The 18,936-nt window shown below is 68.8% G+C and carries 15 protein-coding genes; 11 read left to right on the forward strand and 4 right to left on the reverse strand.

Features of this window, described 5'->3' with window-relative positions; translation table 11 throughout:
• Window positions 1-99 precede the first annotated feature (99 nt).
• Together topA and GRI72_RS04745 are read left to right on the forward strand one after the other, a co-directional pair.
• The gene (topA, locus tag GRI72_RS04740; protein ID WP_160732790.1) at window positions 100-2,703 is read left to right on the forward strand and encodes a type I DNA topoisomerase; all 2,604 of its coding nucleotides are present in this window, start codon (window positions 100-102) and stop codon (window positions 2,701-2,703) included.
• Between the two features lie 38 nt (window positions 2,704-2,741).
• Window positions 2,742-3,902: an alpha/beta fold hydrolase gene (locus tag GRI72_RS04745; RefSeq protein WP_160732791.1), complete on the forward strand. Its 1,161-nt coding sequence runs from the start codon at window positions 2,742-2,744 to the stop codon at window positions 3,900-3,902.
• Here GRI72_RS04745 and GRI72_RS04750 read toward each other — a convergent pair whose 3' ends face one another.
• The 4 genes from GRI72_RS04750 to lepB form a co-directional block, all read right to left on the reverse strand.
• The gene (locus GRI72_RS04750) at window positions 3,903-4,322 is read right to left on the reverse strand and encodes a hypothetical protein (protein WP_337191133.1); all 420 of its coding nucleotides are present in this window, start codon (window positions 4,320-4,322) and stop codon (window positions 3,903-3,905) included.
• A 110-nt stretch (window positions 4,323-4,432) separates the two neighbouring features.
• On the reverse strand, window positions 4,433-5,353 hold the full coding sequence (gene era / locus GRI72_RS04755) for a GTPase Era (RefSeq protein ID WP_160732792.1): 921 nt from the start codon (window positions 5,351-5,353) through the stop codon (window positions 4,433-4,435).
• Window positions 5,350-6,021, reverse strand: coding sequence for a ribonuclease III (rnc, locus tag GRI72_RS04760; protein ID WP_337191134.1), 672 nt, complete (start codon window positions 6,019-6,021; stop codon window positions 5,350-5,352). The genes era and rnc overlap by 4 nt, the downstream gene beginning before the upstream one ends.
• Entirely contained in the window at window positions 6,018-6,860 is an 843-nt protein-coding gene (gene lepB / locus GRI72_RS04765; protein WP_160732794.1) for a signal peptidase I, read from the reverse strand. The genes rnc and lepB overlap by 4 nt, the downstream gene beginning before the upstream one ends.
• 207 nt (window positions 6,861-7,067) lie before the next feature.
• Between lepB and pgi the strand changes: the two genes are divergently transcribed.
• The 9 genes from pgi (at window position 7,068) to scpA (ending at window position 18,843) form a co-directional block, all read left to right on the forward strand.
• The gene (pgi, locus tag GRI72_RS04770) at window positions 7,068-8,594 is read left to right on the forward strand and encodes a glucose-6-phosphate isomerase (protein WP_160732795.1); all 1,527 of its coding nucleotides are present in this window, start codon (window positions 7,068-7,070) and stop codon (window positions 8,592-8,594) included.
• Window positions 8,595-8,715: 121 nt separating this feature from the next.
• Window positions 8,716-10,104, forward strand: coding sequence for a PAS domain S-box protein (locus GRI72_RS04775; RefSeq protein WP_237486797.1), 1,389 nt, complete (start codon window positions 8,716-8,718; stop codon window positions 10,102-10,104).
• A gap of 195 nt (window positions 10,105-10,299) precedes the next feature.
• A complete protein-coding gene (locus tag GRI72_RS04780) occupies window positions 10,300-11,754 on the forward strand; it encodes a DEAD/DEAH box helicase (protein WP_160732796.1) in 1,455 nt (484 codons plus the stop codon).
• Window positions 11,755-11,825: 71 nt separating this feature from the next.
• Complete coding sequence (gor, locus tag GRI72_RS04785; RefSeq protein WP_160732797.1) at window positions 11,826-13,190, forward strand: glutathione-disulfide reductase; 1,365 nt, start codon at window positions 11,826-11,828, stop codon at window positions 13,188-13,190.
• A 141-nt stretch (window positions 13,191-13,331) separates the two neighbouring features.
• Window positions 13,332-14,864 carry an acyl-CoA carboxylase subunit beta gene (locus tag GRI72_RS04790; RefSeq protein WP_160732798.1) on the forward strand — a complete coding sequence of 511 codons (1,533 nt, stop codon included), beginning with the start codon at window positions 13,332-13,334 and terminating at the stop codon, window positions 14,862-14,864.
• Window positions 14,861-15,154 (forward strand): hypothetical protein, encoded by a 294-nt coding sequence (locus GRI72_RS04795; protein ID WP_160732799.1) that lies wholly within the window; start codon window positions 14,861-14,863, stop codon window positions 15,152-15,154. The genes GRI72_RS04790 and GRI72_RS04795 overlap by 4 nt, the downstream gene beginning before the upstream one ends.
• A 69-nt stretch (window positions 15,155-15,223) precedes the next feature.
• On the forward strand, window positions 15,224-15,670 hold the full coding sequence (gene mce, locus GRI72_RS04800) for a methylmalonyl-CoA epimerase (RefSeq protein ID WP_160732800.1): 447 nt from the start codon (window positions 15,224-15,226) through the stop codon (window positions 15,668-15,670).
• Window positions 15,671-15,779: 109 nt separating this feature from the next.
• On the forward strand, window positions 15,780-16,565 hold the full coding sequence (locus GRI72_RS04805; protein WP_160732801.1) for an enoyl-CoA hydratase-related protein: 786 nt from the start codon (window positions 15,780-15,782) through the stop codon (window positions 16,563-16,565).
• A 124-nt stretch (window positions 16,566-16,689) separates the two neighbouring features.
• A complete protein-coding gene (scpA, locus tag GRI72_RS04810; protein WP_160732802.1) occupies window positions 16,690-18,843 on the forward strand; it encodes a methylmalonyl-CoA mutase in 2,154 nt (717 codons plus the stop codon).
• Window positions 18,844-18,936: the final 93 nt, after the last annotated feature.

Here is an 18,936-nt window from a genome sequence, read left to right on the forward strand (position 1 = left end):
GCTCGCGGCGTCATCGGAGGCGAATTGATGGATTGACGAACGCGGCCACATCTCGCCACCCTCGCGCACGTACACACGTAAGGGACTGCCGTTACCTCCATGCAGCTTGTCATCGTCGAATCGCCGGCCAAGGCGAAAACCATCGAGAAATACCTGGGCAAGGACTTCAAGGTCCTCGCATCCTACGGCCATGTCCGCGACCTGCCGCCGAAGGACGGCAGCGTTCGCCCGGACGAGGATTTCGCGATGGACTGGGAACTCTATCGCGACAAGCAGAGCCGCTTCAAGGAAATCGCCGACGCGGCGAAGAAGGCCGATCGCCTCGTGCTCGCGACCGACCCCGATCGCGAGGGAGAGGCGATCTCGTGGCACGTGCGCGAGCTGCTCGCCAAGCGCAAGGCGCTGCCGGCCAAGGTGGACAGGGTGACGTTCAACGCGATCACCAAGCCCGCGGTGACCGAGGCGATGGGCCGCCCGCGCGAGCTCGATAGCGACCTGATCGATGCCTATCTCGCCCGGCGCGCGCTCGATTACCTCTACGGCTTCACGCTCTCCCCGGTCCTCTGGCGCCGCCTTCCCGGGGCCAAGAGCGCAGGGCGCGTGCAGTCGGTCGCGCTGCGCCTGATCGTCGATCGCGAGCGTGAGATCGAGGCTTTCCGGCCGCAGGAGTACTGGTCGGCCGTCGCGCGCCTCGAACAGGACGGCACCGAGTTCGATGCGCGCCTCGTCCGCTACGACGGGGCCAAGCTGGACAAGCTCTCGCTGGGCGACGAAGGGGCCGCGCAGGCCGCGAAATCGGCGGTCGAGCAGGGTCGCTTCACGGTCGAGGAAATCGAGACCCGGCCGCTGACGCGCAATCCCGCGCCGCCGTTCACCACCTCCACGCTGCAGCAGGAGGCCGCGCGCAAGCTCGGTTTCTCGGCCAGCCACACGATGCGCCTCGCGCAGTCGCTCTACGAAGCGGGCGCGATCACGTACATGCGTACCGACGGCGTGCAGATGGACGGTGGCGCGATCAGCGCCTGCCGCAAGGCGATCGCCGACCGTTACGACGGGCACTACCTGCCGGAGAAGCCGCGCCACTACAGCACCAAGGCGAAGAACGCGCAGGAAGCGCACGAGGCCATCCGGCCGACCGATTTCAGTCGCGACCGGGCCGGTTCGGGCGACGAGGCCAAGCTCTACGACCTGGTGTTCAAGCGGGCCATGGCCAGCCAGATGACGCCCGCCCGGCTGGAACGGACCACGGTCACCCTGCGCGAGGGGACCGGCCGCCACGAACTGCGCGCGACCGGCCAGGTCGTGAAGTTCCCCGGCTTCTTCGCCGTGTACCAGGAGGGGCTCGACGATCGCGACAGCGATGACGACGACGGCCTCCTGCCGGTGATGAACAAGGGCGACAGCCCGGTGAAGAAGGGGGTCGAGGCGAACCAGCACTTTACCCAGCCGCCCCCGCGCTTCTCCGAAGCCTCGCTGGTCAAGCGGCTGGAGGAGCTGGGCATCGGGCGGCCTTCCACTTACGCCTCGACCATTCAGACCCTGCGCGACCGGGCCTATGTGCGGATGGAGAAGAACCGCTTCTTCGCCGAGGAATCGGGCCGCCTGCTGACCGCGTTCCTCGAACGGTTCTTCGATCGCTACGTCGCCTACGACTTCACCGCCGGCATGGAAGACGAGCTGGACGAGGTTTCGGGCGGCCGCGAGGAATGGAAGGCGCTGCTCAACCAGTTCTGGCGCGACTTCAAGCCGAAGACCGAGGAAGTGATGGAGCGCAAGCCCTCGGAAGTGACCGAGGCGCTGGACGAGTTCCTGTCCGACTTCCTCTTCCCCCCGCGCGAGGACGGCAAGGACCCGCGCACCTGCCCGCTGTGCGAACAGGAAGGGCGCGAGGGTGGCCGGCTGGCGCTGCGCGGCGGCCGCTACGGGGCCTTCGTCGCCTGCGCGAACTATCCCGAATGCAAGTACACCCGCCGTTTCGCCCAGCCGGGCGCGGACGGCGAAGCGGCGGCCGAAGACGGCATTCTCGGCCAGCACCCGGAAACCGGGGAGGAGATCCACCGCAAGACCGGCCGGTTCGGCCCCTACGTCCAGATGGGTGAAGGCAAGGAGGCGAAGCGGGCCAGCATTCCCAAGGACCTGCCCGATTTCGACCTCGAATGGGCGGTGAAGCTCCTCTCGCTGCCCCGGATCGTCGGCAAGCACCCGGAAACGGGGGAGGATATCGAGGCCAGCATCGGGCGCTACGGCCCCTATCTGCGCCACGATGGCAAGTACGCCAAGCTCGCCTCCACCCGCGACGTGTTCGACACCGGGATGAACGCGGCGGTCGCGCTCCTGGCCGAGGCCGCGCAGAGGGGCGGGCGCGGCCGGGCGAAGGCGGAACCGATCAAGACGCTCGGCGCGCATCCCACCTCGGGCGGGGAGATCAGGGTGATGCCGGGCCGCTACGGCCCCTATGTCACCGACGGGACGACCAATGCCACGATCCCCAAGGACGTGAAGCCCGAAGACGTGACCGAAGCCCAGGCGATCGAGCTGATCGACGCACGCGCCGCGAAGGGTCCTGCCAAGAAGAAGACGCGCAAGAAGGCACCCGCCAAGAAGGCACCCGCCAAGAAGGCAACGGCGAAGAAGTCGACCGGCCGCAAATCAACCGGTAAGAAAGGTTCTGCGGCGAAGAAGGAGGAAGCGGCAGGCTCTTGATCCAGTGCCGGGCCGCGAAACCGAGGGGAGAGCGGCCGATGGTACTGAAGCGTCTTCTGTGGGCCATTGCCCTGGCGATCGCCACCGCGGGGCCGCCCGCGCTGGCGCAGGAAGCGGCGACGGTCGCGGCGCTGCAGCGGCCCGGCACGCTCGTGTCCGCCGACCCGGTCGTTGCCGCGCCGCCCGGCGCGCAGGCCTGGCGGATCGTTTACTGGACCCGCAGCGACGACGACCGGCCGCTGCGCGTCACCGGCATGGTCGTCGCCCCGCGCGAGGCCGCGCCGGGGCGGGCGCGCAAGGTCGTGGCCTGGGCGCACGGGACCTCGGGCGTGGTCGAGCGGTGCGCGCTGTCGAGCAACCCGGCTTTCTTCGCGGTGACGCCCGCGCTGGGCGAGATGATCGCGGCCGGGTACGTCGTCGTGGCGCCGGACTATCCGGGTCTCGGCAGCCCGATGCCGCATGGCTATCTCGCCGGGCGGGAGACTGCGCGGTCGGTGCTCGATGCCGTGCGTGCCGCGCGGCAGATCCCGGGCGCGGCCGCCGGGCGCGACTTCGCGGTCTGGGGCGAATCGCAGGGTGGCCATGCCGCGCTCTGGACCGCGGCCGAGGCGCGCGCCTATGCCCGCGAACTGCGGCTGGTCGGCACCGCCGCCGCTGCGCCGCCGACCGACCTGCCGCGCAACCTCGAGGGCATGGGCGACAAGAACGTGCAGGCCATGCTCCTGGCCTATCTCACCTATAGCTGGTCGCAGCGCTACGGCGCGCCGATGGACAAGGTGTTCAACCGCATCGATCGCGGCGTGGCCTCGCGCCTGGCGCGCAACAACTGCATCGAACTGGACGCCAAGCCGCGGCTGGGCACGATCGTCGGCATTCTCGCGATCCGCAACGCCTTGCGGAACAAGGACATTGCCGAGATCGACGGTTGGTCCGGCCTCGCCCGGCGCAACAGCATCGCGGCGGGGCGCGTGCCCGGGCCGGTGCTGATCGCGCAGAGCGCGCAGGACCCGATCGTTTCCGCCGCCGTCACCCGCGATTTCGCGCAGGCGCTGTGCCGGCGGGGCAGGGCGGTGTGGTACGAACCGCTGGCCGGCGGCGACCATGCCCGGACCGCGGCGAACAGCGCGCGGGCGACCCTCGACTGGATCGCCCGGCGCTTCGCCGGCGAGAGGCCCGCCAGCAACTGCCGGCGGCTGTGATCACTCGGTGACCATGACGTCGGGGATCGTCACCAGCGTCGATCCGCCGCACCCGATGATGATCTCGCGATAGCGCGGATAAGTCGCGGGGCCGCGATAGCGCACCTCGGTCGGCGTGATGACTTGCGCGACCATCCCGTCGGGCGCGCGGGTTTCCAGCGCGAAGCGCTGCCCCGGCGGCATCGCGCGGTCCGCGGGCCCGGGCTTGAGCGAGACCTGGTATCCCGGCGTCGGCAGGTCCACTTCGCCGCTGATGTGGAGCGTGGGCTTGCTGCCGGGCCCGGGCATCCGGTCGATCCAGGCATGCCAGTTGCGGCTGTCGGAAACCGGGCAGTCGGAGGCAGGCGGCGGGGCATCGTCCACCGGCACGCAGCCGGCGAGCAGGGCGGCGGCCATGGCGGTGCCGGCCGCGGTTCTCACGGCGTTTCTCGCGGTCGTTCCCACGGGGCCGGGACAGGCATTACGCATCGCAATTCTCCCCTTGTCGTTCATGCTCAGTGTTCACGCGAACGCGGGCGAGGCTATACCCCCTAGCGGACCCAATCCAGCCCCATCTCCTCGTAGACCTCGCGGCTCTCGCTCCAGTTCTCCTCCACCTTAACGTGGAGGAACAGATGGACCTTCACGCCGAGCAGCCCGGACAGTTCCTTGCGCGCGGCCTCGCCGATCGACTTGATCCGGCTGCCGCCCTTGCCGAGCACGATCGCGCGCTGGTTGTCGCGCGCGACGACGATCTGCTGGTGGATCTCCAGGCTGCCGTCGGGACGGGTGCGATAGAGCTCGGGCCGGACCGCGCTGTCGTAGGGCAGTTCCTCGTGCAACTGGCGATAGAGCTGCTCGCGCGTGATCTCCGCTGCCAGCAGGCGTTCGCTCGCGTCGCTCACCTGGTCTTCGGGATACATCCATTCGGCCACCGGCATCATCCCCGCCAGCGCGGTCTTCAGGTCCGCCACCCCGTCGCCGGTGAGCGCGGAGACGAAGAACACCTTGGCGAAATCGACCTTGCCGGTCAGTTCCTGGGCGAGCGCGAGCAGCGGCTCCTTCTTCGCCACGTCCACCTTGTTCAAGACCAGTATCCGGCGCTCCGGCCGCTGGGCCAGCGCCTCGAGCAGCGGCTCCAGCTCGTGCCGGCGCTGCTTGACCGGATCGACCATCAGCAGGACCGCGTCGGCCGCCTCGGCCCCTTCCCAGGCGGCCGAGACCATCGCCCGGTCGAGCCGCCGCCGGGGCGCGAAGATCCCCGGGGTATCGACCAGGATCATCTGCGTCGGCGCGCCGTCGCCCGCCTCCCCCAGGGCAATGCCCAGCATCCGGGCGCGCGTGGTCTGCGCCTTGGCGCTGGTGATCGCCACTTTCTGCCCCACCAGCTGGTTGACCAGGGTGGACTTGCCCGCATTGGGCGCGCCGATCACGGCCACGAGGCCGCAACGGGTCTGGCTCTCGCCGTTCATCCGAACTTCTCCATGAATGCCCGCGCAGCGGCGGTTTCGGCGTCCTGCTTGCTGCCGGCGGTCGCTTCCGCCTCGCCCACGTTGTGCACGGAGACGCGAACGGTGAAGCGCGCCGCGTGATCGGGGCCCGACCGGTCGAGCAGCGTGTATTCGGGCGCGCGGCGCCGGTTGCCGGCGGCCCATTCCTGCAGCGCGCTCTTCGGGTGCTTGGCCCGGCCCGCCTTGCCTTCGACCTGTTCGCGCCAGAGCCTGCGCACGAGGTCGCGGGTCGCGTCGAAGCCGCCGTCGATGTGGTTGGCGCCGAGCAGGGCCTCCATCACGTCGCCCAGCACGTTCTCGCTGTCGGCCGCGCCGTCGTCGCGCGCCTGCTTGCCCAGGCGGACGTGGTCGGGCACGCCGATCCGCCGCGCGACGTGGGCGCAGGCGCGCTTGCTGACGAGCGCGTTCAGCCGCTGCGCCAGCTTGCCTTCCTCGTCCCCCGAAAGCTCGAACAGCCAGCCCGCGATCGCGAGGCCCAGCACCCGGTCGCCGAGGAACTCGAGCCGCTGGTAATGGCGCGTCTCGCCGGTGCTGCCGTGGGTCAGCGCCTCGTGCCAGCGCCCCTCGTCCGCGACGGTGAAGCCGGAGGCGGCGAGCCATTCGCGGGTCGCGGGGGGCAGCGCGCTCACAGGCCGTCTCCGATCCGGTCCCACCGCGCGGCGGTGAACCAGGTCCACGGCAGGAGCCATTCGGCGCTGCCGTCGGTGGACCACATCAGCATCGTCGCGCGCCCGACCAGGTTCTGCTGCGGCACCAGGCCCACGCCCCCGCCGATCGTGGGGGGGAAGCGGCTGTCTTGCGAGTTGTCGCGGTTGTCGCCGAGCACGAAGACATGGCCTTCGGGCACGATCAGCGGGCCGAAGTCGTCCTGCGGCGTGCGGCCGAAGTCGAGCACCTCGTAACTGCGACCGGTGGGCAGGGTCTCGCGGAACCGGGCATAGCGGCAGGCCGCGCCGTCCGCGTCGCCCGCCGGGCCGGTTTCCTCGCGCACGCCGCCCCAGGCGCAGCCGGTGTTGGGCGACACGGGGACGACGAAGTCCTCGATCCGTTCCTTGCGCACCGGTTCGCCGTTCAGCACGAGCTGGCCGCCGCGCAGCTCGACCGTGTCGCCGGGCAGGGCGATCGCGCGCTTGATGTAGTCGGCCCCGTCAACCGGGTGCTTGAAGATCACCACGTCGCCGCGCTCCGGCGCGCTGGCCAGCACGCGCCCGGGGATCAGCGGGAGCGAGAAGGGCAGCGAGTGGCTGGAGAAGCCGTAAGGCCACTTGGCCGCGATCAGGTAGTCGCCGTTCATCAGCCGCGGCAGCATCGATTCGCTGGGGATCGAGAAGGGCGAGAAGACGAAGCTGCGGAAGATCAGCACCGCGAGGGCGAGCTTGATCAGGAACCAGGTGAAGCTGGCCGGGGTTTCGCCCTGGTCCTGCCCGGACGCGTCGGATCGGGGTGCGGCGGGGGCGGTCCGGGTCATGCCGACGCGTTACGTTCGTGCAACGTGTTGAATCGCGCGCAGCCCGCGCCCCGGGCCGCGTTCGCACGGTTGCGTGTGACTTTCCGGGCCGCGCGGGCGGGGCGGGGTGTGACTTTCGGCCGGGGCGCCGCCAGCGGCATCGCGATGCTTGAAAACATGGCCACAAGCCCTAGTCGGGAGAGGACGAAGTAGGAAAGGGATTTTCGCATGAGCGACGCAGTTTCGGCCGCCTGGGATGCAATCGCGGCAGTGCCGCGGCGGACGCTGGGGGAACTGTTCCATGCGGACGAGGGACGGGCCGCGCGCTTTTCCGGCAGCCTGGACCTGCCGGGGGAAGACGCGGGCCAGGTCCGCTTCGACTGGTCCAAGACCCACCTCGACGACGACTTGTGCACCGCGTTCGAGGCGCTGGCCGATGCCGCCGGCTTCGCCGCCATGCGCCGCGCGATGTTCGACGGCGAAGTCGTCAACCCGACCGAGGGGCGCGCCGCGACCCACGCCGCGATGCGCGGATCGGGCGATGCCGCCAAGGCGGAAGAGGCCGCGGCCCTGCTGCGCCGGATGGAAATGCTGGTCGATGCGATCCACGACGGCGCGCTGGGCAACGTGCAGCACCTGATCCACATCGGCATCGGCGGCAGCGCGCTGGGCCCGGCGCTGGCGGTCGACGCGCTGACCCGCGACGGCGCGCGGGTGGATGTCCACGTCGTGTCGAACATCGACGGGCTTGCGCTCGAACGCGCGTTTGCCGCCTGCGACCCGGCGACCACGCTGATCGCGGTGGCGAGCAAGACCTTCACCACGATCGAGACGATGACGAATGCCGCCAGCGCGCTGGCCTGGCTGGCGGACAACGGCGTGGCGGACCCGTCCGGCCGCGTCGTCGCGCTGACCGCCAGCCCCGGGAAGGCCGTGGAATGGGGCGTCGACGAAACCCGCGTCCTGCCGTTCCCGGAAACGGTCGGCGGCCGCTATTCGCTGTGGTCCAGCATCGGTTTTCCCGTCGCGCTGGCCATCGGGATGGAGGAATTCCGCGAGATGCTGGCCGGCGCGCAGGCGGTGGATGCCCATTTCCAGGCGGCCGACGGGCGCGAGAACCTGCCGCTGCGGGCGGCATTTTCCGATCTCTACTACGCGCGTATCCGCGAATGCCAGACGCGCGCGGTCTTCGCCTACGACGAGCGGCTGGCGCTTCTGCCCGACTACCTGCAGCAGCTGGAGATGGAATCGAACGGCAAGCGGGTGACCGCGGGGCAGGAACCGGTCTCCGGCCCGACCGCGCCGATCACCTGGGGCGGGGTGGGGACCGACGCCCAGCACGCGGTGTTCCAGCTGCTGCACCAGGGCACCCACGTCGTGCCGGTCGATTTCATCGCCAGCATCGCGCCCGGCGACACGCTCGATCCCGCGCATCACCGCATCCTGCTCACCAACTGTTTCGCCCAGGGTGCCGCGCTGATGGCGGGCGACAAGGGGGAGGACCCGGCGCGCCATTTCCCCGGCGACCGGCCGAGCGCGACGATCCTGTGCGACGATATCGACCCGGCGACCTTCGGCGCGCTGATCGCGTTCCACGAACACCGCACTTTCGCCAATGCCGTGCTGATGGGCATCAACCCGTTCGACCAGTTCGGGGTGGAGCTGGGCAAGCGCATGGCCCGCGATATCGAGGCGGGCGGCGGCACTTTCGACCCCGGCACGCGCGCGTTGCTCGACGCGGCGGGCCTCGGCTGACCGGGGGCGGCGCGGCCGGTCTTCGCGCGCGCTTCGGGGGCTTTCTTGGAAGGCAGGGGCAGGCCCTTGATAAGGCCGTTGTTTTTGCCGGGGGCTGTGCTAGTTCCTGCTGGTGCCAGCCTTGCCAGACGCCTTTCGCGACGCGCATCTCGCGGCGATCGTCAATCACTCCTCCGACGCGATCGTGTCGAAGGACCTCGACGGTATCGTGATGAGCTGGAACGCCGCGGCGGAGCGGCTGTTCGGCATCCCGGCGGAGGAAATGATCGGCCAGTCGATCCGCCGGATCATTCCCGCCGACCGCCAGGACGAGGAAGACTCGATCCTCGCGCGCGTTCGCAACGGCGAGCTCGTGCCCAAGTTCGAGACGATGCGCCTGGGCGCGGACGGCACCGAGATCCCGGTCGCGATCACCGTTTCGCCCATTCGCGATGGCGACGGGCGGATCGTCGGCGCATCGAAGATCGCGAACGACCTGCGCGAACAGGCGAACCTGCGGGCCGAGCTGCTGCGCAGCCAGCAGCAGTTCAAGGCGCTGGCCAACAATATCCCGCAGCTGGCCTGGATGGCCGACAGCGAAGGGTGGATCTTCTGGTATAACGAACGCTGGTACGAATACACCGGCACCACGCTGGAGGAGATGGAAGGCTGGGGCTGGCGCGCGGTGCACCATCCCGACCACGTCGATCGCGTCGTGCGCAGCGTCCAGCGTGCCTGGGACACCGGCGAACCGTGGAAGGATACCTTCCCCCTGCGCCGCAAGGACGGCGAATATCGCTGGTTCCTCACCCATGCGCACCCGCTGCGCGACGAGGCGGGGAACGTCGTCCTGTGGTGCGGGACCAACACCGACATTACCGAGGAACGCGAGACGAACGAGCGCATCCGCCTGTTGATGAACGAGGTCAACCACCGCTCGCGCAATATCCTCGCGACGATCCAGGCGATCATCCAGCGCACGGTGGACGGGCGGGACCCGGAACTGGTCGAGGCGCTGACCCGCCGGATCGCCGCGCTTTCGGCCAACCAGGACCTGCTGACCGAGGGGGCCTGGGCCGGAGCGACGGTGGAAGACATCGCGAAATCGCAGGTCCTCCACGTCAGCGACGTTTCCGAAGGGCGGGTGGTGTTCGACGGGCCGGCGGACGTGCGGCTCAAGCCGCCGGCGGCGGAGGCGCTGGGCCTCGCGATCCACGAGCTTGCGACCAACGCGGCCAAGTACGGCGCGCTTTCCAGCGCGGAAGGCTGCATCGCCCTGCGCTGGCGGCTGGAGCGCGAGGACGGGGCCGACGTGCTCGACCTGGAATGGCGCGAGCGCGACGGCCCGCCGGTGAAGAAGCCGACCCGCACAGGCTTCGGCACGGTCATCATCAAGCGCAACCCGGAAATGGCGATGCGCGCCGACGTGACGCTCGATTACCTGCCCGACGGGTTGCGCTGGCACGTGCGCGCCCCGTCCGACGTCCTGGCGGAAGCGAGGAAATCGCCCGCCGGCGAAACCGGCGATTGACTTTCCCCCGTCCAGCCCCCATCTGCCTGACCAGCGAAGCGCGCGTGCCAGCGTGAAGCGGCGATCCCGAGACAGGGGGCGCCCCGGCCGCGTTTCGGTTTTTCTCACAGACTTCCCTTTTCACGCGGGCGGTTTCAACCCCCGCGCCGCGCGCCGATCCGGCTGCGCGCCGCATCGATTGCGAGTTTTTTACCCATGACATTCGATCAACTCGGGCTGTCGCAGCCCGTCCTCCAGGCGCTCGACCTGAAGGGTTACAACACGCCCACGCCGATCCAGGCCCAGGCCATTCCCCCCGTGCTCGAAGGGCGCGACCTGCTGGGCATCGCCCAGACCGGCACCGGCAAGACGGCGGCCTTCATGCTGCCCAGCATCGACCGGCTGCGCGAGGCGGGGCAGCAGACGCCGTTCAAGTCGTGCCGCATGCTCGTGCTCGCGCCGACGCGCGAGCTCGCCGGGCAGATCGCCCAGTCGGCCAAGGACTACGGCGCGCTCGCGGGCCTCAAGGTGCAGTCGATCGTCGGCGGCACTTCGGTCAACAAGGACCGCAACAAGCTGCACCGGGGGACCGACATCCTCGTCGCCACGCCGGGCCGCCTGCTCGACCTGATCGACCAGAAGGCCTTCGGCCTCGGCGCGGTCGAGATCCTCGTCCTCGACGAGGCGGACCAGATGCTCGACCTCGGCTTCATCCACGCGCTGCGCAAGATCAGCCAGCTCGTGCCCGAAGACCGGCAGACGCTGTTCTTCAGCGCCACGATGCCGGGCCAGATCAAGGAGCTGGTGGGCAAGTACTGCCACGAGCCGGTCCACGTTTCGGTCACGCCCGAGAGCACGACCGCGGAACGGATCGACCAGTACCTGTTCATGGTCCAGCAGGACGAGAAGCAGGCCCTGCTGGAGATGATCCTGCGCGGGCGCCACGCGGTCCCGGGCAAGATCGAGCGCGTCCTGGTCTTCACCCGGACCAAGCATGGCGCGGACCGCGTGGTGAAGAAGCTCGCCCAGGCGGGCGTGCCTGCCAACGCGATCCACGGCAACAAGAGCCAGCCGCAGCGCGAACGCGCGCTGGGCGAGTTCCGCTCGGCGAAAACGCCGGTGCTGGTGGCGACCGACGTCGCCGCGCGCGGGATCGACATTCCCGGCGTCAGCCACGTCGTGAACTACGAGCTGCCGAACGTGCCGGAACAGTACGTCCACCGGATCGGCCGCACCGCGCGCGCCGGGCGCGACGGCATTGCCATCGCCTTCTGCGCCGAGGACGAGCGCGCCTATCTGAAGGATATCCGCAAGACCACCGATGCGGAGTTCGAACGGCTCGCCCTGCCGGACAATTTCCGGGCCGTGGTCGAAGGCGTCGGGCCGACCAAGCCGGCCGCGCGCCAGCCGCGCCAGCGCGTCCAGCCCAAGCCGCGCGGCGGCGAGGGGGCGCCGCGCTCTGCCCAGGCAGGCCAGGCGCAGCCGGGCAAGAAGCACCTGGGGCGCGCGGGCAAGCCGCGGCGCGACGGGGGCAAGCCGGCCCACGGCGGCTCGGCTTCGGCCGAGCGGGCCCAGGGCCAGGGCAGGGGTCAGGGCCACGGCGGGGGCCAGGGCCAGGGCGGGGGCAAGCGCCCTTCGCGCAACCGTAACCGGCGGCGCCAGGGGCGCTGACCGGCGGGCGGCGGTTGCCCTGCCGCCGCCGCGTCGCCATATCGCGCGCTCCCGGCAACAGGAGCGCAGCGATGGCGAGCAAGACTTCCCCCGAATACGATTACGACCTGTTCACGATCGGCGCGGGTTCGGGGGGCGTTCGCGCCAGCCGCGTCGCCGCCTCGCATGGCGCGCGCGTCGCCGTGGCGGAGGAGCACCGCGTCGGCGGGACCTGCGTCATCCGCGGCTGCGTGCCCAAGAAGATGCTGGTCTACGGCGCCCATTTCGCCGAAGACCTGGAAGACGCGCAGGCTTTCGGCTGGACGATCGAGAACGCGCGCTTCGACTGGGAAACGCTGCGCGACAACGTGCTGCGCGACGTCGATCGCCTGAACGGCCTCTATACCGAGACGCTCGACAACCACGGGGTCGAGGTGATCAACGAGCGCGCCGAACTGGCCGGCCCGCACGAGATCCGCCTTTCGGGCGGCAGGACGGTCACCGCGAGGCATATCCTGATCGCGACCGGCGCCCGGCCCCACGTGCCCGACTGCCCGGGCAACGAGCTGGGCATCACCAGCAACGAGGCGTTCCACCTCGAAACCCTGCCCAGGCGCATCCTGATTGCCGGCGGCGGCTATATTGCCAACGAGTTCGCCGGCATCTTCAACGAGTTCGGCAGCCACGTCACGATCATCAACCGCAGCGACCAGCTGCTGCGCGGCTACGACGAGGCGCTGCGCGACCGGCTGCTGCAGATCAGCATGATGAAGGGCATCGATTTCCGCTTCCACGCCGAATTCCGCGGAATCGAGAAGACCGACGACGGCACCTTGCGCGTTTCGATGACCAATCACGACGACCTGGAGGTCGATTGCGTCCTCTTCGCCACCGGGCGCGTGCCCAATACCGAGGGGCTCGGCCTCGACAAGGCCGGCGTGAAGACCGGCGACAAGGGCGAGATCGTGGTCGACCGGTTCAGCAAGACCAGCGTCGATCATATCCACGCCGTCGGCGACGTGACCGACCGCGTCCAGTTGACGCCCGTCGCGATCCGCGAAGGCCAGGCCTTCGCCGATACCGTGTTCGGCGGCGGCGACCCGGTGGCGGTGGACCACACCTGCATCCCCAGCGCGGTCTTCAGCCACCCGCCCCTCGCCGGGGTCGGCCTGACCGAGGGGCAGGCGCGCAACACTTACGGCTCGGTGCGCGTCTACCAGTCCGATTTCCGCCCGATGAAGAACGTCCTCGCCGGGCGCAACGAGCGCAGCCTCTACAAGATGGTGTGCGACGAGGATTCGGGCCGTATCCTCGGCATTCACATGATCGGGCCCGAAGCGGCCGAGATCATGCAGGCGGCAGCGGTCGCGGTGAAGGCCGGGCTGACCAAGGCCGATTTCGACGCGACCGTGGCGATCCACCCGACGATGGCGGAAGAGCTGGTCCTGCTGCGCTAGTCCGCCAGCTCCCCCTCGGGGACGTGGCGCGCGGCGGCCGGCCATGAAAGCCCCCGGGCGGCGCGCGACGGCCGCCATGAGAGATTGACGCTCGCTTGCACCGCCCGCTAGGCCGGCCGGAGAACAACTGCAGGGATGCCGATGTCAGCCAATATCGCCGAAATGGAACGCCGCCGCGAAGCCGCCCGCATGGGCGGCGGGCAGAAGCGCATCGATGCGCAGCACGCCAAGGGCAAGCTCACCGCCCGCGAACGGCTCGACGTGCTGCTCGACGAAGGCAGCTTCGAGGAACTCGACACTTACGTCGAGCATGACTGCGTCGATTTCGGGATGCAGGACCAGAAGATCACCGGCGACGGCGTGGTCACCGGATCGGGCACGATCAACGGGCGGCTGGTCTATGTCTTCAGCCAGGATTTCACCGTCTTCGGCGGCAGCCTGTCCAAGCGCCACGCGGAGAAGATCTGCAAGGTGATGGATACCGCGATGAAGGTCGGCGCCCCGGTCATCGGCCTCAACGACAGCGGCGGCGCGCGCATCCAGGAAGGCGTCGCCTCATTGGGCGGCTATGCCGAGGTGTTCCAGCGCAACGTGCTGGCGAGCGGCGTCATTCCCCAGATCAGCCTGATCATGGGGCCGTGCGCGGGCGGGGCGGTCTATTCCCCGGCGATGACCGACTTCATCTTCATGGTGAAGGATTCCAGCTACATGTTCGTCACCGGGCCCGACGTGGTGAAGACCGTCACCAACGAAGTCGTCTCGCAGGAGGAGCTGGGCGGCGCGGTCACCCACACGACCAAGACCAGCGTGGCCGACCTCGCGTTCGAGAACGATATCGAGACGCTGCTGCAGACGCGCAATTTCTTCGACTACCTGCCGCTGTCGAACCGCGAGGACGTGCCCGAACGGCCGACCGCCGACCCGTGGGACCGCGAGGAACCTTCGCTCGATACGCTGGTGCCGGACAATGCCAACCAGCCCTACGACATGCACGAAGTCATCCGCAAGACGCTGGACGAAGGGGATTTCTTCGAGATCCAGCCGGCCCACGCGGCCAATATCATCTGCGGTTTCGGCCGGGTGGAGGGGCGCACGGTGGGCGTTGTGGCGAACCAGCCGATGGTGCTCGCGGGCGTGCTCGATATCAATTCGAGCAAGAAGGCCGCGCGCTTCGTGCGGTTCTGCGATGCCTTCGACATCCCGATCCTGACGTTCGTCGACGTGCCCGGCTTCCTGCCCGGCACGAGCCAGGAACTGGGCGGGATCATCAAGCACGGTGCGAAGCTGCTGTTCGCCTATGCCGAGGCGACCGTGCCGAAGATCACCGTGATCACCCGCAAGGCCTACGGCGGGGCCTACGACGTGATGGCGTCGAAGCATTTGCGCGGCGACCTGAACTACGCCTGGCCCACGGCGGAAATCGCGGTGATGGGCGCGAAGGGCGCGGTGGAGATCATCTTCCGCCAGGACCGCGACGATCCCGACAAGATCGCGGAGAAGACGAAGGAATACGAAGATCGCTTCGCCAACCCCTTCGTCGCGGCAAGCCGCGGCTATATCGACGAGGTGATCTATCCGCACTCGACCCGCCGCCGGATCGCGCTGGGCCTGAGGAAGCTGCGAGGCAAGCAGCTCGAGAACCCATGGAAGAAGCACGACAATATCCCGTTGTGACGCCTGCCGAGAAGCCTGTCGCCGACGCGGATGGCATCACCGCCACGATGTGGGGGCAGGAAGTGACCCTGTCGCTGGACTTCGTGGCGCTGGTGTTCTTCGCCGGATCGATCTTCTGCGCCTGGACCGTCGCCCGTTCGCTGCAAACCGGCACGTATGACTGGAAGGGCCTTCGCGCCGACCGCGATAGCGAGCCGATGCTGTTCGCCTTGCAGGTGGCGGTGACGGCGCTGATCGGCGTTTGCGCGATCGTCGGCGCGCTTGCGCTTTTCTTCGACGGGGCACAGTGAACCGGTGCGGCAGCGGCGGCGATCCATGCCGGGGCAGGCTCGGCCTGACGACTTGATGGGAGATGGCGCGTGAAACTGGGACGGTTGAACCATATCGGGGTCGCCACCCCGAGCATCGAGGAATCGCTGCGCTATTACCGCGACGTCATGGGCGCTACGATCGCGCATGAACCGTTCGACCTTGCCGAGCAGGGGGTGAAGGTCTGCTTCGTCGATACGCCCGACGCGCAGGGCGAGGTCGGGAAGGGCACGCAGATCGAGCTGATCGAGCCGCTCGGACCCGAAAGCCCGTTGACCGGATTCCTCCAGAAGAACCCGCAGGGCGGGCAGCATCACGTCTGTTACGAGGTCGAGGACATCGAGCAGGCGCGTTCCTGGTTCGAAGGGAAAGGCAAGCGCATCCTCGGCCCCACGCGGATCGGCGCGCATGGCACGCCGATCTTCTTCCTCCATCCCAAGGACATGATGGGCCAGCTCACCGAAATCATGGAAACGCCGAAGGCCGCCGGCCACTGACCGGCGCGGCCGGTCCGCTCGCAGCACCGGGCCTGGCGGCCAACGGGCTTGCGCGCGGCGGACTTCGCCGCCACTCTCGGTTGCGAAACGAAACGCTTGGGAGAGACGCGTGCGCTACGAAACCATCATCGTCGAGAACGAAGGGCCGCTGGTCACCATTACGCTCAACCGGCCCGACCGGCTGAACGCGATGCCGCCGCAGATGGCGGACGAGATCGGCAGCGCGTTCTACGACCTGGGCGATGCGCGCGCGGTCCTGATTACCGGCGCGGGCAAGGGGTTCTGTTCCGGCGCCGACTTGTCCGCGCGGGGGGAGGGCAGCGCACTCCAGGCCAGCGGCGGCAGCCATCGCGCGCTGCAGAACCATTACAACCCCGCGATCAGCCAGATCCTGCGCGCGCCGGTGCCGGTGGTCTGCGCGGTCAACGGCCCGGCGGCGGGGATCGGCTGCTCGCTCGCGCTGGCGGGCGACTTCGTGCTCGCGGGCAGGAGCGCCTATTTCCTCCAGGCCTTCGTCAATATCGGCCTCGTGCCCGATGGCGGATCGACCTGGCTGCTCAGCCGCGCGATCGGGCGGGCGCGGGCGACGCGGATGATGATGCTCGGCGAGAAGATCGGCGCCGAGCAGGCGGAGGACTGGGGCCTGATCTACAAGGCGGTGGACGACGATGCCCTGATGGCCGAGGCGCGGGGCCTGGCCGAGCGGCTCGCCGACGGGCCCACGGTCGCCTACGCCACGATGAAGGCGAATATCGCCGCCGCGCTCGACGGCACGGTCGACCAGGTCCTCCTGGCCGAGGCCGAGGGGCAGCGGCGCGCCGCCGCGACGCAGGACGCGATGGAAGGCGGCATGGCCTTCCTCCAGAAGCGAAAGCCCGCGTTCAAGGGCGAGTGACCGGCAAGGGCGAGTGATCGGCAAGGCCGAGTGACCGGCCGGGCCGCCCGGGGCAGCGGGGCAGCGGTGCAAGCCGCGCGGCCCGCTCTTCCCCTGTGCATACGATTGTGTTTAGGGGATGCGCATGACCGACAAGCCGACTTACGAAGACTGGAAGCCCCTTGCCGACAAGGAGGTCAAGGGGCGCGACCTGACCTGGCATACGCCCGAAGGGATCGCGGTAAAGCCGCTCTACACCTCGCAGGATACCGCCGATCTGGACCCGGGCGTGCCGGGCATCGCGCCGTTCACGCGCGGCCCCTACGCCTCGATGTACACCGGGCGCCCGTGGACGATCCGCCAGTACGCCGGCTTCTCCACGGCCGAGGAATCGAACGCCTTCTATCGCCGCAATCTCGCCGCCGGGCAGAAGGGGCTGTCGGTCGCTTTCGACCTCGCCACCCACCGCGGCTACGACAGCGACCATCCGCGCGTCGTCGGCGATGTCGGCAAGGCGGGCGTCGCGATCGACACCGTGCGCGACATGGAAATCCTGTTCGACCAGATCCCGCTCGACCAGATGAGCGTGTCGATGACGATGAACGGCGCGGTGATCCCGGTCATGGCGTTCTACATCGTCGCGGGCGAGCGCCAGGGCGTGGCGCAGGAGAAGCTTTCGGGGACCATCCAGAACGACATCCTCAAGGAGTTCATGGTCCGCAACACCTATATCTACCCGCCCGAACCGAGCATGCGGATCGTCTCCGACATCATTGCCTATACTTCGGCCAACATGCCGCGGTTCAACAGCATCTCGATCAGCGGCTATCACATGCACGAAGCCGGGGCGACTGCGGTGCAGGAACTCGCCTTCACCATCGCCGACGGCAAGGAATATGCGAAGCGCGCGATGGAGGCCGGGCTCGATATCGATGCCTTCGCGCCGCGCCTGTCCTTTTTCTGGGGCATCGGCATGAACTTCTTCATGGAGATCGCCAAGATGCGCGCCGCGCGCCATCTGTGGCACGATGTCATGACCGAACTGGGCGCGCAGAATCCCAAGTCGAAGATGCTGCGCACCCATTGTCAGACCAGCGGCGTCTCGCTGCAGGAGCAGGACCCGTACAACAACGTCATCCGCACGACGATCGAGGCGATGGCGGCGGTGCTGGGCGGCACGCAGTCGCTGCACACCAATGCGCTGGACGAGGCGATCGCGCTGCCGACCGATTTCTCCGCCCGCATCGCGCGCAACACGCAGCTGGTGATCCAGGAAGAGACCGGGATCACCAATGTCGCCGATCCGCTGGGCGGCAGCTATTACATCGAGAGCCTCACCGCCGCGCTGGTCGATCAGGCCAAGGCGATGCTCGACGAGGTCGAGGCGGCGGGCGGGATGACCGAATATGTCGCCAGCGGCAAACCCAAGGCGCAGATCGAGGAGGCCGCGGCAGCCAAGCAGGCGAGCGTCGACCGCGGCGAGACCGTGATCGTCGGCGTCAACAAGTATCGCCGCGACCAGGAAGACGAGATCGACACGCTCGATATCGACAACCACAAGGTCCGCCAGAGCCAGATCGCCCGGATCGAGCAGGTGCGCGCGGCGCGCGACGAGCAGGCCTGCCAGCGCGCGCTGGATGCGCTGGCGCACGGTGCCGAGGGGGGCGAGAACCTGCTGGCGCTGGCGGTCGAGGCCGCGCGTCACGACGCGACGCTGGGCGAAATCTCGGCCGCGATGGAGCGTGCCTTCGGCCGTTACGACACGATGCCGACGCCGGTGAAGGGCGTCTATTCGCGCGCCTATGCCGGCGATGAACGCTACGAACAGGTCGTGCGCGGGGTGGACGCGGTCGCCCGCAGGCTGGGGCGCAAGCCGAAGGTCATGGTCGCGAAGATGGGGCAGGACGGCCACGATCGCGGGGCCAACGTCATCGCCAGCGCCTTCGCCGACATGGGGTTCGAGGTGCTCTCCGGCCCGCTGTTCCAGACCCCGCGCGAGACGGCGGCGATGGCGCTGGAGAACGACGTCGATGCCGTGGGGGCGAGCAGCCTCGCGGCCGGGCACAAGACGCTGATCCCCGAACTGATCGGCCACCTGAAGGACGCCGGCCGCGCGGATATCAAGGTCGTCGCCGGCGGCGTGATCCCGCAGAAGGACTACGACTTCCTGCGCGATGCCGGGGTCCAGGGGATCTACGGTCCGGGCAGCAATGTGGTCGAATGCGCCGCCGACGTGCTGCGTCTGCTGGGGCACAATATGCCCCCGGCCGGCGAGAACCTCGACGAGGCAGCGGAATGAGGCCGTTCGCCGGTGCGCATCCGGTAGCGGTACCGGCCACAGCGCAGAATGCGGCCGTGGCATCATCGAACATCATCGGCAAAACGCTGAATG

The organism is Pelagerythrobacter marinus (genome assembly GCF_009827515.1).
In the GTDB taxonomy this organism is placed as follows: Bacteria; Pseudomonadota; Alphaproteobacteria; order Sphingomonadales; family Sphingomonadaceae; genus Pelagerythrobacter; species Pelagerythrobacter marinus.